This is a genomic window from Rhodococcus spelaei, from assembly GCF_006704125.1.
Classification (GTDB): domain Bacteria; phylum Actinomycetota; class Actinomycetes; order Mycobacteriales; family Mycobacteriaceae; genus Rhodococcus_G; species Rhodococcus_G spelaei.
On sequence record NZ_VIGH01000011.1, the window covers coordinates 49,002 to 64,988 of the forward strand.

12 protein-coding genes are annotated in these 15,987 nt (G+C 70.2%); 2 read left to right on the forward strand and 10 right to left on the reverse strand.

Translation table 11 applies throughout. The features are described from left to right. Positions 1–10: 10 nt before the first annotated feature. From FK531_RS20925 to FK531_RS20945, 5 genes are all read right to left on the reverse strand, one after another. Positions 11–3,763: a multifunctional oxoglutarate decarboxylase/oxoglutarate dehydrogenase thiamine pyrophosphate-binding subunit/dihydrolipoyllysine-residue succinyltransferase subunit gene (locus tag FK531_RS20925; protein ID WP_142102915.1), complete on the reverse strand. Its 3,753-nt coding sequence runs from the start codon at positions 3,761–3,763 to the stop codon at positions 11–13. Between the two features lie 57 nt (positions 3,764–3,820). Beyond that, positions 3,821–7,705, reverse strand: a complete 3,885-nt coding sequence (locus tag FK531_RS20930; RefSeq protein ID WP_142102917.1) for an ABC transporter ATP-binding protein — start codon at positions 7,703–7,705, stop codon at positions 3,821–3,823. 57 nt (positions 7,706–7,762) lie between these two features. Continuing rightward, a complete protein-coding gene (locus FK531_RS20935; protein WP_142102918.1) occupies positions 7,763–8,527 on the reverse strand; it encodes an ABC transporter permease in 765 nt (254 codons plus the stop codon). Further along, on the reverse strand, positions 8,524–9,501 hold the full coding sequence (locus FK531_RS20940; protein ID WP_142102920.1) for an ABC transporter ATP-binding protein: 978 nt from the start codon (positions 9,499–9,501) through the stop codon (positions 8,524–8,526). Before FK531_RS20940 ends, FK531_RS20935 begins: the two co-directional genes overlap by 4 nt. 80 nt (positions 9,502–9,581) lie before the next feature. Continuing rightward, the gene (locus FK531_RS20945) at positions 9,582–10,439 is read right to left on the reverse strand and encodes an LLM class F420-dependent oxidoreductase (protein WP_142102922.1); all 858 of its coding nucleotides are present in this window, start codon (positions 10,437–10,439) and stop codon (positions 9,582–9,584) included. Between the two features lie 116 nt (positions 10,440–10,555). Here FK531_RS20945 and FK531_RS20950 point away from each other — a divergent pair, with 116 nt between their 5' ends. Continuing rightward, positions 10,556–11,737 (forward strand): YbfB/YjiJ family MFS transporter, encoded by a 1,182-nt coding sequence (locus tag FK531_RS20950; RefSeq protein ID WP_142102924.1) that lies wholly within the window; start codon positions 10,556–10,558, stop codon positions 11,735–11,737. Between the two features lie 57 nt (positions 11,738–11,794). Here the strand turns inward: FK531_RS20950 and FK531_RS20955 are convergent, their stop codons facing one another. From FK531_RS20955 to FK531_RS20965, 3 genes are all read right to left on the reverse strand, one after another. Continuing rightward, positions 11,795–12,418 carry a DUF305 domain-containing protein gene (locus FK531_RS20955; RefSeq protein WP_142102926.1) on the reverse strand — a complete coding sequence of 208 codons (624 nt, stop codon included), beginning with the start codon at positions 12,416–12,418 and terminating at the stop codon, positions 11,795–11,797. A gap of 67 nt (positions 12,419–12,485) precedes the next feature. Next, entirely contained in the window at positions 12,486–12,932 is a 447-nt protein-coding gene (locus tag FK531_RS20960) for a DUF6153 family protein (protein ID WP_142102928.1), read from the reverse strand. Positions 12,933–12,956: 24 nt separating this feature from the next. Further along, on the reverse strand, positions 12,957–13,634 hold the full coding sequence (locus tag FK531_RS20965) for a hypothetical protein (RefSeq protein WP_142102930.1): 678 nt from the start codon (positions 13,632–13,634) through the stop codon (positions 12,957–12,959). A 143-nt stretch (positions 13,635–13,777) separates the two neighbouring features. On the opposite strand from FK531_RS20965, the gene FK531_RS20970 reads away from it, so the two are divergent. Continuing rightward, on the forward strand, positions 13,778–14,170 hold the full coding sequence (locus FK531_RS20970) for a VOC family protein (RefSeq protein ID WP_142102932.1): 393 nt from the start codon (positions 13,778–13,780) through the stop codon (positions 14,168–14,170). Here the strand turns inward: FK531_RS20970 and FK531_RS20975 are convergent. Both FK531_RS20975 and FK531_RS20980 read right to left on the reverse strand, forming a co-directional pair. After that, the gene (locus tag FK531_RS20975) at positions 14,155–15,198 is read right to left on the reverse strand and encodes a glutathione S-transferase family protein (RefSeq protein ID WP_142102934.1); all 1,044 of its coding nucleotides are present in this window, start codon (positions 15,196–15,198) and stop codon (positions 14,155–14,157) included. The two genes, FK531_RS20970 and FK531_RS20975, sit on opposite strands and share 16 nt — an antisense overlap. Positions 15,199–15,236: 38 nt before the next feature. Beyond that, the gene (locus FK531_RS20980) at positions 15,237–15,926 is read right to left on the reverse strand and encodes a GNAT family N-acetyltransferase (RefSeq protein WP_142102936.1); all 690 of its coding nucleotides are present in this window, start codon (positions 15,924–15,926) and stop codon (positions 15,237–15,239) included. Positions 15,927–15,987: the final 61 nt, after the last annotated feature.

A 15,987-nucleotide genomic window follows, 5' to 3' on the forward strand; every position in this document is an offset into this window, starting at 1 on the left:
ACCTAGCCGATCACTTGAACGCCTCGTCGATGATCTCCTGCTGCTCGACCGCGTGCACCTTGCTCGAACCCGAGGACGGGGCCGACATCGCGCGACGCGAGATCCGCTTGATGCCCGACAGCTTGTCCGGGATCAGTTCCGGCAGTGCCAGACCGAACAGCGGCCATGCACCCTGGTTCGCCGGCTCCTCCTGGACCCAGCGGAACTCGGTGGCGTTCGGGTAGCGGTCGAGGGTCTCGCGCAGCCGCCGGCTCGGCAGCGGGTACAGCTGCTCGATCCGCACGATCGCGACGTCGTCGCGGCCCTCCTTCTGCTTGCGGGCCAACAGCTCCCAGTACAGCTTGCCGCTGACCAGCAGGACGCGCTTGACCGTGTCACGCACGCCGTCACCGGTCTCGTACGTCGGCTCCTCGAACACCGAGCGGAACTTGCCGGTGGTGAAGTCCTCGAGCTCGCTGACCGCGGCCTTGTTGCGCAGCATCGACTTCGGGGTGAAGACGACCAGCGGACGCCGGATGCCGTCGAGGTGATGGCGACGCAGCAGGTGGAAGTACGACGCCGGGGTGGACGGAACCGCCACCGTCATCGAGCCCTCCGCACACAGCTGCAGGAACCGCTCGATGCGGCCGGAGGTGTGGTCCGGCCCCTGACCCTCGTGACCGTGCGGCAGCAGCAGCACGACGTCGGAGAGCTGGCCCCACTTGGCCTCACCGGACGAGATGAACTCGTCGATGATGGTCTGCGCACCGTTGACGAAGTCACCGAACTGCGCCTCCCACAGCACCAGCGCGTCGGGGTTGCCCACCGAGTAGCCGTACTCGAAGCCGAGGCCCGCGTACTCGGTCAGGGCGGAGTCGTAGACCATGTACTTGCCGCCGTTGTCCGCGTCCGCGGCGATCTTGGCGATCGGGTTGTACTCGTCGCCCGTCTTGCGGTCGATCAGCACCGAGTGCCGCTGGGTGAACGTGCCGCGGCGCGAGTCCTGCCCGGCGAGGCGCACCAGGGCACCCTGCTCGACCAGCGAACCGAAGGCAAGCAGCTCCGCGTACGCCCAGTCGATCTTGCCGTCGCGAGACATCTCGTGGCGCTTCTCGATGACCGGCTTGACGCGCGGGTGCACCGTGAATCCCTCGGGCACGTTGAGGAAGGCGTCGCCGATGCGGGCGAGCGTCTCCTTGTCGACCGAGGTCTGCAGACGGGCCGGCGGGGTCTGGTCCAACTCGACCGACTCGGACGGCTCCGGCTTGAACTTCTCGAGCTCGCGGACCTCGTTGAACACCCGCTCCAGCTGACCCTGGTAGTCACGCAGGGCGTCTTCGGCTTCCTTGAGCGAGATGTCGCCGCGGCCGATCAGGGCCTCGGTGTAGCTCTTGCGGACGCTGCGCTTGGTGTCGATCAGGTCGTACATCGCCGGCTGCGTCATCGACGGGTCGTCGCCCTCGTTGTGACCGCGACGGCGGTAGCAGATCATGTCGATGACGACGTCCTTGCCGAACTTCTCGCGGTAGTCCACGGCCAGCTGCGCGACCCAGACACACGCCTCGGGGTCGTCACCGTTGACGTGGAAGACCGGCGCGGCAATCATCTTCGCGACGTCGGTGCAGTACTCGGACGAACGCGAGTGCTCCGGGGCGGTGGTGAAGCCGACCTGGTTGTTGACCACGATGTGCACGGTGCCGCCGGTGCGGTAGCCGCGCAGCAGCGACAGGTTGAGCGTCTCCGCCACTACGCCCTGGCCCGCGAAGGCCGCGTCGCCGTGCAGCATCAGGGGGAGCACGGTGAAGCCGTCCTGGCCCTTGTCGAGGATGTCCTGCTTGGCGCGGACCAGGCCCTCGAGCACCGGGTCGACCGCCTCGAGGTGCGAGGGGTTCGCGGTGAGCGAGACCTTGATGTCGTTGTCGCCGAACATCTGGATGTAGTTGCCCTCGGCGCCGAGGTGGTACTTCACGTCGCCGGAGCCGTGCGCGGCCGCCGGGTTCATGTTGCCCTCGAACTCGGTGAAGATCTTCGAGTACGGCTTGCCGACGATGTTCGCGAGCACGTTGAGCCGGCCGCGGTGCGGCATGCCGATGACGACCTCGTCGAGGCCGTGCTCGGCGGACTGGTCGATGACCGCGTCCATCATCGGGATGACCGACTCGGCGCCCTCGAGCGAGAACCGCTTCTGGCCGACGTACTTGGTCTGCAGGAAGGTCTCGAAGGCCTCCGCGGCGTTGAGCTTGCTCAGGATGTACTTCTGCTGCGCGACCGTGGGCTTGACGTGCTTGGCCTCGACCCGGTCCTGGAGCCACCGCATCTGCTCGGGATCGAGGATGTGGGTGTACTCGACGCCGACGTGCCGGCAGTACGCGTCGCGCAGGATCGACAGCACGTCGCGCAGCTTCATCCGCGCCTTGCCGTTGAACCCGCCGACGTTGAACTCGCGGTCGAGGTCCCACAGCGTCAGGTCGTGCGTGGTGACGTCGAGGTCCGGGTGGCTGCGGAACTTGTCCTTGACGAACTGCAATGGATCGGTGTCCGCCATCAGGTGGCCGCGGTTGCGGTAGGCGGCGATCAGCTCGAGCACCCGGGTGCTCTTGTCGACCGCGCCCTCCGGCACGTCCTTGCGCCAGCGGACCGGCTCGTAGGGGATGTGCAGCGCGTGGAAGATCTCGTCGTAGAACTCGTCGCTGATCAGCAGGTTGTGGATCGTGCGCAGGAAGTCGCCGGACTCGGCGCCCTGGATGATCCGGTGATCGTAGGTGGAGGTCAGGGTCATCAGCTTGCCGACGCCCATCTCGGCGATCTTCTCGTCGCTCGAGCCCTGGAACTCGGCCGGGTACTCCATCGCGCCCGCACCGATGATCGCGCCCTGGCCCTGCATCAGCCGCGGCACCGAGTGCACGGTGCCGATGCCGCCCGGGTTGGTCAGCGAGATGGTGACACCGGTCATGTCCTCGCCGGTGAGCTTGCCGTCGCGGGCGCGGCGGACGATGTCCTCGTAGGCCGAGTAGAACTGCACGAAGTTCATCGACTCGGTGCCCTTGATGGCAGCGACGACCAGCGATCGGCTGCCGTCCTTGCCGGGCAGGTCGATCGCCAGACCGAGGTTGGTCTGCGCGGGCGTGACCACGTTCGGCTTGCCGTCGATCTCGGCGAAGTGCCGGTTCATGTTCGGGAAGGCATTGACCGCCTGCACGATGGCGTAGCCGAGCAGGTGGGTGAAGGAGACCTTGCCGCCGCGGGTCCGCGCGAGATGGTTGTTGACGACGATCCTGTTGTCGAACATCAACTTCGCGGGGATCGCCCGGACGCTGGTCGCGGTCGGGATCGCGAGCGAGGCGGACATGTTCCTGGCGACCGCCGCGGACGCGCCGCGGAGCACCTTGGACTCGGTCTCGGTCGCGGCCGGTGCCGGCTTCGCGGCTGCCGCAGGCTTGGCCGCGGGGGCGCTGGCCGGTGCCGGTGCGGCGGGAGCGGGCGTCGCGGCTGCGGCCGGCGGCGTGCTCGGCGCCGGTGCGACCGGCGGTGCCGGGGCGGGACGAGGCGGTGCCGCCGGAGCGGCGGTGGGCGTGGTGTTCACGACGGCGGTGCCGTTCGTGGGGGCAGTCGCGGGAGCGGTCACGGGGATCTGCCCGTTCGTGCCCGGCGCGTCCGGCTTGTAATCGGTGAGGAACTCGTGCCAGCTCGCATCCACGGATGAGGGATCATCCTGGAAGCGCTGGTACATCTCGTCGACAAGCCACTGGTTCTGTCCGAATTGTGACGTAGAACTGCTGCTCACGGCAGGTGTTCGCCTCGTTTCTCTCTTGGTCCCCGATCGGCGCTTGTACACCCGAGGCTAGTCCCCCCACGTGACGGACGCGCACCGGCCGCCCGACGAGTGAGGTGCGTCACCCCGGGTCGTCGGCTTCACTCCGTCCAAGACGGTCTGTGAGGCCAATTTATTCCCCGACTGGCTCCTCGCGGCGTCCCATAACCGCTCGTAGGGGCCGCCCGCGTGGCGCAGTTCGGCATGCGCGCCGCACTCGACGACACGCCCCTCGTCGACCACCACGACGAGGTCGGATCGTGCCGCGGTGGCGAGGCGATGCGCCACCACCACCGCGGTGCGGGTGCGGGCGAGCAGTCGGCTCGCCTCGAGCACGGTTCGCTCCGTCGCCGGGTCCAGCGTGGCCGTTGCCTCGTCGAGCAGCAGCAGGTCCGGGTCGACCAACTCGGCCCGGGCCAACGCGATGAGTTGTCGCTGCCCGGCCGACAGGCCCTGCCCGCGCTCACCGATCGGCGCGAACATGCCGCCGCGGAGATCGGCGATCATGTCGAGCGCGCCCACCGCCCGCGCCGCCGCGACGATCTCGGCCCGGGTCGCGTCGGGCCTGCCGTACGCGATGTTGCTCGCCACGTCACCGGAGAACAGATGCGCCTCCTGGGGCACGACGCCGAGCCGGGCCCGGTACTGGTGCAGCGGGTAGCCACGGAGGTCGACCCCGTCCACCCGGACCGAGCCGTCGGTCGGGTCGTAGAACCGGGCGAGCAGTTTGACGACCGTGGACTTGCCGGCGCCGGTCCGGCCGACGAGCGCGACCGTCGTGCCCGCTGGGATGCGCAGGTCGACCCCGCGCAGCGCATCCGAGTCGGCGCCGCGGTAGCGGAAAGTCACGGTGTCGAACGCGACGTCGCCGCGCAGGTGGCCGGTCACGGGCACGGTGTCGGACTGCGTCGCCGTCTCGATCGAGCTCGGTGTGCGCAGGAGGTCGCCGATACGCCGCAGGCCGACGTTGGCCTGCTGGTAGCCGTCGAAGACCTGCGAGAGCTGCTGGATCGGGCCGAACAGCAGGCCGAGGTAGAGGACGAACGCGACCAGGACGCCGGAGGTCGTCTCGCCGTGGGCCACGCGGGTGGCGCCGACGAGGACCACCGCGGCCAGTGCCAGGTCCGAGAGCAGCGTGATGAACGGGAAGAAGATGGAGATGGCGCGCTGTGACCGCATCCGGCTGCGCCGGTAGCTGTCCGCGCGTTCGGCGAAGCGTTCGGCGGCGAAGCCCTCGCGCCGGTAGGCCTGCGCCGCCCGCAGTCCGGCGATGTTCTCCTGGAAGTCGGCGTTGACTATCGAGATCCGTTCGCGCGAGACCGAGTACGCGACCGACGACACCTTGCGGAAGATCAAAGTGGCCACCAGCAGCGGTGGCACCGCGGCCAGCGCGACCAGCGCGAGCACCGTGTCGGTGAGCAGCAGTGCGACCGAGATGCCGATCACCGTCAGCACACTGACCACCGCGGTGGACAGTCCGGTCTGCAGGAACGAGGACAGCGCGTCGACGTCGGTCGTCATCCGCGTCATGATCCGGCCGGACAATTCGCGTTCGTAGTAGTCGAGGCCGAGTCGCTGCAGGTGCGCGTAGCTACGCACCCGCAGCCCGTACAGGACCTTCTCGCCGGCCCGCGCCGTGATCACCGTCATCACCGCGACCACCAGCCAGTCGGCCGCGACCAGCAGCACCCCCACCGCGGTCGCCCACCACAGCATGGACGGTTGGTCGGGCGCGACGCCGTGGTCGAGCGCGAACCGCACGATCGACGGGAACAGCACGCCGGCCAGCGAATCCAGGGCCAGGCACGCCACCACCGCGGCCAGGATCCACCGGACCGGCCGCAGCAGGGTCGCGAGCCGGAAGCCCGGATCGGGCCTGATCAGGTCCGCGTCGTCCATGCTGGGCTGGTCGGTGGCGGGCGGCAGCGCGTCGACCGCGGCCCGCAGTTCCGGGGTGGCGGCGACGTCTCCGAGCGCACCTGCCACCGGACCGCCGCCCCCGTGTCCACCGCCGGGTGCCCCGCCGGCGCGGGCGGAGCTGCCCGTCGGCACGGCATCGGAGACCGTGGCCTCGAACGCGGAACCCGGCACGGTGTCCGGCCACAGTCGGGTCTCGGGCGGCTCGGGTCGGTCGGGCGGCGGCATCGCCTCGCCGGGGTCGATATCGTCGCTGTCCGGGTCGGGATCGGCGAGCAACTCGCGGAAGAGTGGGCAGCGCTCGTCGAGTTCGGCGACGGTCCCGGTGTCGATGACCTTGCCGTCGTCGAGGACGGCGACCCGGTCGGCGAGGGTCAGCGTCGAGCGGCGGTGCGCGAGGATCAGCGTGGTCCGGTCGCGTCGGCACCGCAGGGTGTCGAAGATCGCGGCCTCGGTGGCGGCGTCCACTGCGGAGGTCGCGTCGTCGAGGATGAGCAGCCGCGGGTCCACCAGCAGCGCGCGGGCGAGCGCGACCCGCTGGCGTTGACCGCCGGACAGCGTGAGCCCGCGTTCACCGACGACGGTGTCGTACCCCTCGGACAGCCCCTCGATGAACTCGTCGGCCTGCGCCACCTGCGCCGCGGCCCGAATCTCCTCGGCACTGGCGTCGGGTCGGCCGAGGGCGATGTTCGCGGAGACGGTGTCGGAGAACAGGAACGGCTCGTCGAAGGCGAGGCCGACCGCCTCGCGCAGCTGGTCGCCGCGCAGAGCGGCGACGTCGAACGCGGCACCGTCCACGGTGAGGTGGATGGTGCCGGCACTGGGCGTGTAGAAGCGGGGGAGCAGCAACGACAGGGCTGTCTTGCCGGAGCCGGCGCGGCCCACCACGGCCACCGTCTCGCCGGGCGCGAGGTCGAGGTCCAGTCCGCGCAGCACGTCGCGGCCCGGCTCGAACCCGAACGTGACCCCGCGCAGCCGCACCCCGACCGGACCGGCGGGCAGCGCGACCGGGTGCGGAGGGTCGGCGACGCTGGGCTCGGTGTCGATGACCTCGTAGACGCGCTCGACTGCTGCCCGCGACAGCTGCGCCATGATGACCACCGAGGACAGCAGCCGGGCCACGTTCGACATGGTCGCGACGTAGGTGGCGAAGGCCAGGAAGGTGCCGACGGTGATGGCGCCGTTCAGCGTGAGGACACCGCCGAGCGCGATCACCGCGACCAGGCCGAGTTGCGGCAGCGCGGCCATCGTCGGGGCGAACCGGGCGTTGATGCGGGCCGCCCGCAACCGCTGCGCGTACAGGGTCCGGCCCAGGTCCTCGAGACGCTCGACGGCCCTGGCCTCCTGACCGAACCCCTTGACCACCCGAACCCCGGTGACGGTCTCCTCGACGTGCTGGGCGAGGTCGGCGGCGCACTGCTGCGCGGACCAGGTGGCGGCGAACAGGGTCGGGCGGATCCGCCACACCACCAGCGTCACCGCGGGGACGACGAGCAGCGCGACCACCGTGAGGAGGGGGGAGAGCCAGGCCATCACCACGATGGCGAGCAGGAACTGGATCAGCGCGCCCGCCGACAGGGGCACCATCGCGAGCAGGCCCTGGACGAGCTGCAGGTCGGTGATCGACCGCGAGACCACCTGTCCGGTACGGATCTGGTCCTGGCCGACGCCGTCGAGGCGTTGCAGCGAGCCGAGCAGGCCGAGCCGCAGGTCGTGCTGGACGTCGAGGGACAGTCGCCCGGCGAGCATCCGGCGGCCGAACTGACATCCGAACCGCACCACCGCCAGCGCCGCAATGGCGGCCGCGACGATCGCGATCACCTCGGTGGCGCCGGTGCTCGCGTCGTCGACCGCGATGCGGGTCAGCAACGGGAAGGTGATGTCGATGATCGCGGCGATCACGGTCACCGCGAGCGCGCCGACGGCGACGGACCGGTGAGTCATGCACTCGGCGGCCAGGCGCCGGATCCAGCCGGGGTGACTCGTGGTGGTGGGCATCGCAATCCACGTTAACCCGACCCGCCGACTGCGGCGGGTCGGGTCGGTGGCGGGGGACTAGGTGACGTCGCGGCTGCGGGCGCTCCACCAACCGAGACCGACAGCCAGGGCGGTCCAGCCGACCAGCACCGTCGCGGCCCACGGCCACGGCGCGAAGCCGTCGATCCCGCGGGTCGACGTCGCGGCGATCGTGGACCAGGTGACCGCGCCGGGCAGCCACTGCGGCAGCGACTGTGCGCCGAGCCCGTAGAGGATTGCCGTCACGATCAGCTCGCCCATCGGGTACCACACGACGAGGGCGACGGCACCGCCGATCGAGGAGCGCAGCGCCAGGCCCACACCGGCACCGATCAGCGACCAGGCCACACCGGCGAGCAGGCCCGCGGCCAGCATCGCGAACACACTTGCGGTCAGCGTGAACCCGTCGCCGCCGAACACCGTCATGCAGGCGAGGGCGACGATCTCGACCAGCAGTGTGTACCCCGCTCCGAAACCCGCCGTCACGATCAGCTTCGCGGCGATGACGCCGTCGCGGCCGGCGGCGGTGAGGAAGGTGGGTGTCAGTGTGCTGTGCCGAAACTCGGTGCCGGCGTTGAGCGCACCGAACAGTCCGGCGAACAGCAGCACCGCGGCGATCGACACGAACAGCCCGACCGACGCGGCACCACTGGACAGGTCGGACCCGAGCGAGCCGATCCCGTCCGCCATCGCGGCATAGATGGATCCGGCGAACAGCGCGACGGCGAGTGGGGCCAGCGCGAGCGCCCACCAGAACCGGAGGGTGGTGACCTTGCGCAGTTCACTGGTCAGGAGCGCTGTCATCGCGGACCTCCGAATGGATCGGTCCCGTACTGCTGGGAGAGCGGGGGACCGTAGTGCTGGGCCGCGTACTGACCGGCCGTCATGGACAGGAACACCTGCTCGAGATCGACCTGCTCGATGGTGGATCCGAAGATCTTCACGTCCGCGGCTGCGGCGATCCCGGCGACCGTCTGTTCGGCGGCGCCGCGGACCGCGAGCCTGCCGTCTGGCAGCACCTGCGCATCCGTGAGGCCCTCGGCGCCGAGGGCCAGGGCGAGCCGGGCGGGGTCGGACGCCGCGACCAGGACCCGGGCACTGTGCGAGCGCCGCAGGTCTTCGATGCCGCCCTGGTAGACGAGGCTGCCGCGGTTGACGATGACCAGCCGGTCCACGATCTGTTCGACCTCGCGCAGGATGTGACTCGACACGAGCACCGTGCGACCGGACTCGGCGAAGGCGCGCAGGAAGTCTCGCAGCCAGGCGATGCCCTCGGGGTCGAGGCCGTTCGCGGGTTCGTCGAGGACCAGGATCCGCGGGTCGCCGAGTAGTGCGGTGGCGAGCGCGAGGCGTTGCCGCATGCCGAGGGAGAAGGTGCCCGCCCGTTGCCGGGCGGCCTGTTCGAGGCCGACCAGTGCGAGGACGTGTCGGGCCCGCTCGTCGGTGACGCCGATCGCGGCCGAGTACACCAGCAGGTGGCCGAGTGCGGTCCGGTTCGGGTGCAGGCTCAGGGAGTCGAGCACCGCGCCGACGGTCCGCGCGGGCTGGGGCAGCGCGGCGAACGGGACCCCGGCGACGGTCGAACTCCCGGACGTCGGAGCGATCAACCCGAGCAGCATGCGCAGGGTGGTGGTCTTGCCGGAGCCGTTCGGGCCGATGAATCCGGTGATCGAGCCGGTCGGCACGGTGAAACTCAGATCCGAGACCGCGTGAACGGTGTTGAACTGCTTGCTCAGGCCGATCGCCTCGATGGCCGGACCCGCACTCGTGGTGTTCACGACGTGCCTGCGCTCATCGGTGTGCCTCCCTGCCGGACCTGCGGTGCGATCACCCTATCGGGCAGGTCCGGCCGGGGCGGCTACGACGACAGTCCCAGTGCCGCGGCCAGCGCGGTCAGGGCGGGGAGCGCGTCGCCGTCGGCGGGAAGCACCTGGACCGCCACGTGATCGGCGCCGGCGTCGAGGTGCTCGGTCAGCCGAGCGGCGACGGATCCGGCGTCACCGTGCGCGACCAGCGCGTCGATCACGCGGTCGCTGCCGCCGTCGGCGAGTTCCTCGTCGGTGAAGCCGAGGCGGACCAGATTGGCGACGTAGTTGCTCAGGTGCAGGTAGGGATTCTCCACGGCCGCGCGGCCGACCGTCCGGGCGGCCGCGGCGTCCGAACTCACCACGACCTTGTGCTCGGGTGCGAGAAGTGTTCCGGTACCGAGCAGTTCACGCGCCTCGCGGGTGTGTTCGGGTGGGGTCAGGTACGGGTGTGCTCCGGCGGACCGTTCGGCGGCCAGTCGCAGCATCTTCGGGCCCAACGCCGCGAGGACGCGTCGGCTCGCGGGGACACCCGCGGTGTCGAGCTCGTCGAGATACGACACCACGGCCTCGTAGGGCTTCGCGTACACCGAACCGTTCGCCTCCCGATGACCGGCGCCGACGCCGAGCAGGAACCGCCCCGGATGCCCGGCCTCGATCCGGTGGAAGGACTCGGCGACCTCGGCGGCCGGAGCCGACCAGATGTTGGTGATGCCGGTGGCGATGGTGAGCGTGCTGGTCGCGTCGAGCGCCTCCTCGGCGATGCGCAGGTCCGCCGGCGGGGAGCCGCCGAGCCAGAGGGTGCCGTAGCCGAGGCGCTCCACCGCGCGCAGGTAGTCGGGGGTCAGTCCGTATGCGTGCCGCCACACACCGATTCGTCCGAGTTCGGGGGTCTGTTCGATGACGGTCATGGGCGCTCCTCGGGTCGGGGTGACATCGCGTCGGTGTGACCCAGGCAACCGTCGCCCACCGGGATTCATTCCGGCAGCTGTTCTGCCCCTTTCGGTGCGGCCGTAGCCTGCCGATCATGGTGCCGCCCGTGGACAGTCGTCGATTCCTGGTGCTGCGGGCCAGCCTCGCACTCGCCGTCGCGATGGGGCTCGGCCGTTTCGCCTACACGCCGATCCTCCCGCTGATGGAGTCCCAGGCGGACTTGAGTTCGGCGTCCGCGGCCACACTGGCGACCGCGAACTACCTCGGGTACCTGGCCGGGGCGGTCGCCGCGATCTTCGGCCACCGCTTGACGGGCAGCCGCCTGTCACTGCGACTGTCGCTGGTGGTTCTCGTCGCCACGCTCGCGCTGATGCCGGCGACGGAGTCGGTCGCCTGCTGGATGGTGCTCAGGTTCGTCGCGGGCGTCGCCAGTGCAGCGGTCTTCGTGTTCACCGCGCGGGTCGCGCACCAGGAGGTCGGGTCCGGCGGCGACGGCGTCGGCTGGGTCTTCGGCGGTGTCGGAGGCGGAATCGCACTGTCGGGGTTGGCGATTCTCGCGCTCGGCCCCTCGGCGGACTGGCGGGTGGGCTGGCTGGTCGCGGCGGGACTGGCCGCGGTGTTGACGGTGGCGGCCTGGACGCTGCCCGCCGGCCGGGCGAGTGCGCCCGCGGCGGCGGGTGACTCGTCGACTCCCGCACCCACACCCACGCCCACACCCGGGGCCAGACGGAGGTTCGGTTGGCTGATGGCCGCATACTTCTGCGAGGGCGTCGGGTACATCGTGTCTGCGACGTTCCTGGTTGCGGCGGTCGCCTCGATCGGCACCGAGCGGTGGCTCGGCGGCGCGGTGTGGATCGCGGTCGGAGTGGCGGCGCTGCCGTCGTGCGTGGTGTGGATCAGGCTCTCGCGCAGGCACTCCCGGGTGGCGATGATGACGGTCGCGCTGGCGGTGCAGGCGGTCGCGGTGGCCGTCTCGGCGGTGTCGGACTCCGCGGCCGTGCAATTGATCGGCGCGCTGTGCTTCGGCGGGACGTTCATGGGGATCGTGATGCTGGCGCTCGGCGAGGGGGCGGTGCTCGTGGGGCCGCGGGCGGCGGCGATCGGCACGGCGGTGTACGGACTCGGACAGGTGGTCGGGCCCTTGACGGTCGCGCCGCTACTGGGTCGGGGTTACACGTCGGCGCTGGCAGTGGGGGCGGGGGTGCTCGCGCTCGGGGTTGTGTTCATGATTCCGCTGCTGCGGTCGAGTCCACAACCGGTGCGGACTTCGGCCTGACCCGGGTCGGGTGGCCGCGGCCGCCGAACTCTCCGTTCGGCGGCCGTGGCCCTCGGACTACTTGCCGAGCATCGCGTTCATCTGCTCGATCTCGGCCTGCTGACCGGCGATGATCTTCCCGGCGAGCTCGCGAACCTGCTCGCTCTGGCCGTCGGCCTGGATCTGCTTCGACGAGTCGATCGCGCCCTGGTGGTGCTCGATCATCATCTCCAGCCAGGCGCGGTCGAAGTCCGCCCCGGTCGCCTTCTCCAGCTGCGACATCTGGTCGGCGGACATCATCCCGCCCATGTCGCCGCTCATGCCGTGGGACGAGTGATCCATGCCGGCCGCCATCGGCGGCACACCCCACTCGGTCAGCCAACCGGACATCTGCTCGATCTCCGGATCCTGGGCGGCCTTGATCTGGCCGGCCAGCGCGAGCAGTTGCGCGTTCTGCGTGCGACCGTCCGCGAGCGCCGCCATCTGCACCGCCTGCTGGTGGTGCGGGATCATCATCTGCACCCACGCGGTATCTGCCGCGTTGTGGCTGGCGGAGGCGGCCGGTGCGCTCGCAGACATGGGCATGGACATGGAGTCCATCGAGTGGCCCGTGCCCGAGTCGTCGGTCGAGCAGCCCGCGACGAGCGCGGCCGCGGCCGCCGCCGCGGCAATCAGTCCGGCGGTCTTGGTTCGTGTGTTCATTGTCGTTCCTTGCTCTTTCGCTGCGTCTGAGTGGTCGGTCGGACTGCGTGGACACGCAGTGGACCCGTCACACCCGCAGAATGCACAGGAGCGCAAGGCGGTTCGAGGTGGCCGCGACGAACGGTGGCCCGCGGCCGGAGCCCGTCCCGCCCGCCCGTCGGCGACCCGCGCTCGACGCGGCGCCGGGCGCGAGGCCGAGGAGCACCAGTACGAGCAGCAGAAGCGTTCCGGCGAGCAGGATCGCGAGGCATGCGTTGAGCATGTGGTGCTCGCCGGCGTGACCCGCCGGCGGATGGTCACTCGACGGGAGGACGGCGGTGCCGGCGGACATGTCCGCAGCGGGCGCCATGTCCGCAGCGGGCGCCATGTCGGCTGCGTGCGCCGCCGTCGTCGCGGACGCGACCCGCATCGCGGAGGTCGCGACGTGGTGCATCGCCAGTACCCCGAGAACCAGCGCGACCGTCAGGACTGCGCGGGACAGTCCGGATCGGGCGGTGGTCGGGCGGCGGTGCATGTCCCCAACCATACCCCCGGGGGGTCAGGAGGTGAGGGTGCGCTGCCAGTGCGCGGGCGCGGGACCGAAGGCGTCCCGGGCGTTGGCCACCACACCCTTGCCGATCGTTCGGTTGCCGACCCCACCGATGGCCGCGCCGATCCCGGCGGGCACGAGCTTGCCGAGAACGAGCGCGCTGCGCCGGGCGGCGTACTTGGTGACGAACTTGCGCAGCAGGGTCTGGTTCATCCCCGTCATCGTCGACGCCGGGATCCGGTTGGTGATGAGTGAGCCCCAGTTCTTGGTGGTCGCGCCCACCGCCTTCTCGACGATCTCCATGCCCGAGGCGCCGAGCGCGACCGCGAGTACCAGGGCGCGGCGCTGCTCGTGCTGGTCGACCGGGATGCCGTGCACCGAGGCGATCGCCAAGGTCAACAGTGCGGAGGCCTCCAGGAAGAACACGGATTCGGCGCCGACCGCCGCGATCGAGCCGACCGTGCCGATGCCCGGAACGGCGGCTGCCGCCCCGACCGCGCCGCCGCTGCCCGTCACTGCGGTCAGGAACATGCGTTCCATCCGCTCGACGATCTGCTGCGGGCTCTTGTCCGGGTGCGCCCGACGGACCCGCTCGACGTACTTGTGCACCGCCGGTCCCTGCAGTTTGGCGCCGTTGTCGAGCAACGACACGATGACCTGCTCGACGCGTCCCAGCTTGTCTGCCATCGACCCTCTCCTTCGTCGCGACCGGCACCGACTGCGGCCGAACTCCCTACCAACGGCCGAGTGTCCGCGCTTTGTTCCGGCCGCCACGACCATGTTCGCCGGATGCGATGCGGATCACTGCCGCAAGGAGCATTGTCGAGGTCATGACCACACCCGCGAAGACCGTCATCTGGCCAACCCTGATCTACTCCGACGCCCGAGCCGCGATCGCGTTCCTCGTCGAGGCCTTCGGGTTCGTCGAGGTCGCCGTCTACGGCGAGGGAGACCGGGTCGACAACGCGCAGCTCGACTGGCCGGCAGGCGGTGGCGTCATGCTCGGCAGTCATCGCGCCGACTCGGTGCTCGCCGATCACCCCGTGGGCACCGGCTCGGTGTACATCGTCGTCGACGACCCCGACGAGCTGTACCGGCGGTCGGTCGCGGCGGGGGCCGTCGTCGTCAAGGGCCTCACCGACGAGGACTACGGCTCGCGGGGATTCACGGTTCGCGACCCGCAGGGCGTGTACTGGAGCTTCGGCACCTACGCCGGGGAGTGAACGGGCACCCAGTCCCGGGCCGGCACCACCTCGCCGGGCTTCGGTGGTAGCGGCGGGGTGCCGTCGCCGAACGGCCTGCCGCCCAATGATTCCCGGCCGTGCGGGGTCAGCCAGTTCGCGAGGTCCGGGCCGGCGGGCACGATCTGCGTCGGGTTGATGTCGGTGTGCACCACGTAGTAGTGGCGCTTGATCTGCGCGAAGTCGACGGTGTCGCCGAATCCGGGAGTCTGGAACAGGTCGCGGGCGTACGCCCACAGCACCGGCATCTCGCTGAGCTTGCTGCGGTTGCACTTGAAATGCCCGTGGTAGACCGGATCGAAACGGACGAGGGTGGTGAACAATCGCACGTCGGCCTCGGTGATGGTGTCGCCCACCAGGTATCGCTGCCCCGACAGCCGGTCGGTCAGCCAGTCCAGCCGCGCGAACAGGCGCTCGTACGCGGCATCGTAGGCCTCCTGCGAGCCTGCGAAACCGCAGCGGTACACCCCGTTGTTCACGTCGCGGAAGATCAGGTCGGCCACCTCGTCGATCTCCGTGCGCAGGTGCTCCGGGTACAGCTGGGGGGCGCCCTCGCGGTGGTACTGCGACCATTGCGTCGACAGGTCGAGGGTGATCTGCGGGTAGTTGTTGGTCACCACCTGTCCGGTCGGGACGTCGACGATGGCGGGCACCGTGATGCCGCGCGGATACTCCGGGAAGCGGGCGAAGTACGCGTCCTGCAGACGCGGGATCTTCAGCACCGGGTCGAGGCCGTCGGGGTCGAGGTCGAAGGTCCAGCTCCGCTTGTCATGGGTCGGGCCGCACATCCCCATGGACAGAACGTCTTCGAGGCCGAGCAGCCGGCGGACGATGATCGCGCGGTTGGCCCACGGGCAGGCCCGGGCGACGATCAGTCGGTACCGGCCCGGCTCGACCGGGTAGCCGTCCCGGCCGTCCGCGGTGATCCGGGTCTCGATGTAGTGGGTGTCGCGGGTGAACTCCTTGCCCGCCTCGACATACGCGCCCGTGGTGCTGTTCTCTTCGGTCACGGGTTCACGGTAGTGCCGCGCACCCTTCTCGCGCGCTCTCACGCGCGCAGTGCCACCTCGATGACGGAACCGAGTTCCTCGTAGCCGAGTCGCGCCGCGAGCCGACGCGCCGCGGTGTTGTCGGGGTGCGGGCTCCACTGCGGGATCAGGCCCTCGTCGATGGCGTCGTTCGTGCACAGGCGCCCGACGGCGGAGCCATGCCCTTGGCGCCGTACACCCGGGGCGGTCAGCACGCCGACGCGGGCGACGATGCCCTGCCATTCCGTGTACCCGGCACCGGCGAGGGGAGTCTCGTCCTCGTCGAGCACGGTGAACCAGTTGCGCCGGCCGGTCAGGTCGGCCTCGGCGACGTCGTCGGGCGGGCACAGCGACTGCAGTGCCAGCACGTGCGGCAGGACGTGGGAGATCAGCGGGTTCTCCGCGCCGATGTCGTCACCCACCTCGGCCGCGTACGCCAGCAGTCGCGGACCGGTGCACCGGCCACCCTGCTCCTTGGTCATCTCGACGAGCGTCGTGCGCGTCGAGAGTGCGTCGTCGTCGACGTCGGCGGCGTTCTCGAGTAGCCAGTCGGGGCCGACCAGCGCGCTGGCCCCACCGAGCCGGACGAATCGGACCGTGTCGGTGGCCGGCGCTAGCGTCCGGGTACCGGTGCGGCGAAGTGCGTCGTCCGGCAGGCCGAGTTCCCGGGACCAGGCGAGGGCGACGATGTCGAGTTGGTGCGAGTCCACAGTGCGACGGTATCGGTCGCGCACGGCACTTGTCGCACCCTGCTCCGTATCGTATATTCCG

Coding starts and splice junctions, on each gene's coding strand:
- FK531_RS20970 (WP_142102932.1), top strand. CDS start 13,778: ATGACCACACCCGCGAAGACCGTCATCTGGCCAACCCTGATCTACTCC.
- FK531_RS20955 (WP_142102926.1), bottom strand. CDS start 12,418: ATGAACACACGAACCAAGACCGCCGGACTGATTGCCGCGGCGGCGGCC.
- FK531_RS20965 (WP_142102930.1), bottom strand. CDS start 13,634: ATGGCAGACAAGCTGGGACGCGTCGAGCAGGTCATCGTGTCGTTGCTC.
- FK531_RS20960 (WP_142102928.1), bottom strand. CDS start 12,932: ATGCACCGCCGCCCGACCACCGCCCGATCCGGACTGTCCCGCGCAGTC.
- FK531_RS20945 (WP_142102922.1), bottom strand. CDS start 10,439: ATGACCGTCATCGAACAGACCCCCGAACTCGGACGAATCGGTGTGTGG.
- FK531_RS20935 (WP_142102918.1), bottom strand. CDS start 8,527: ATGACAGCGCTCCTGACCAGTGAACTGCGCAAGGTCACCACCCTCCGG.
- FK531_RS20950 (WP_142102924.1), top strand. CDS start 10,556: ATGGTGCCGCCCGTGGACAGTCGTCGATTCCTGGTGCTGCGGGCCAGC.
- FK531_RS20930 (WP_142102917.1), bottom strand. CDS start 7,705: ATGCCCACCACCACGAGTCACCCCGGCTGGATCCGGCGCCTGGCCGCC.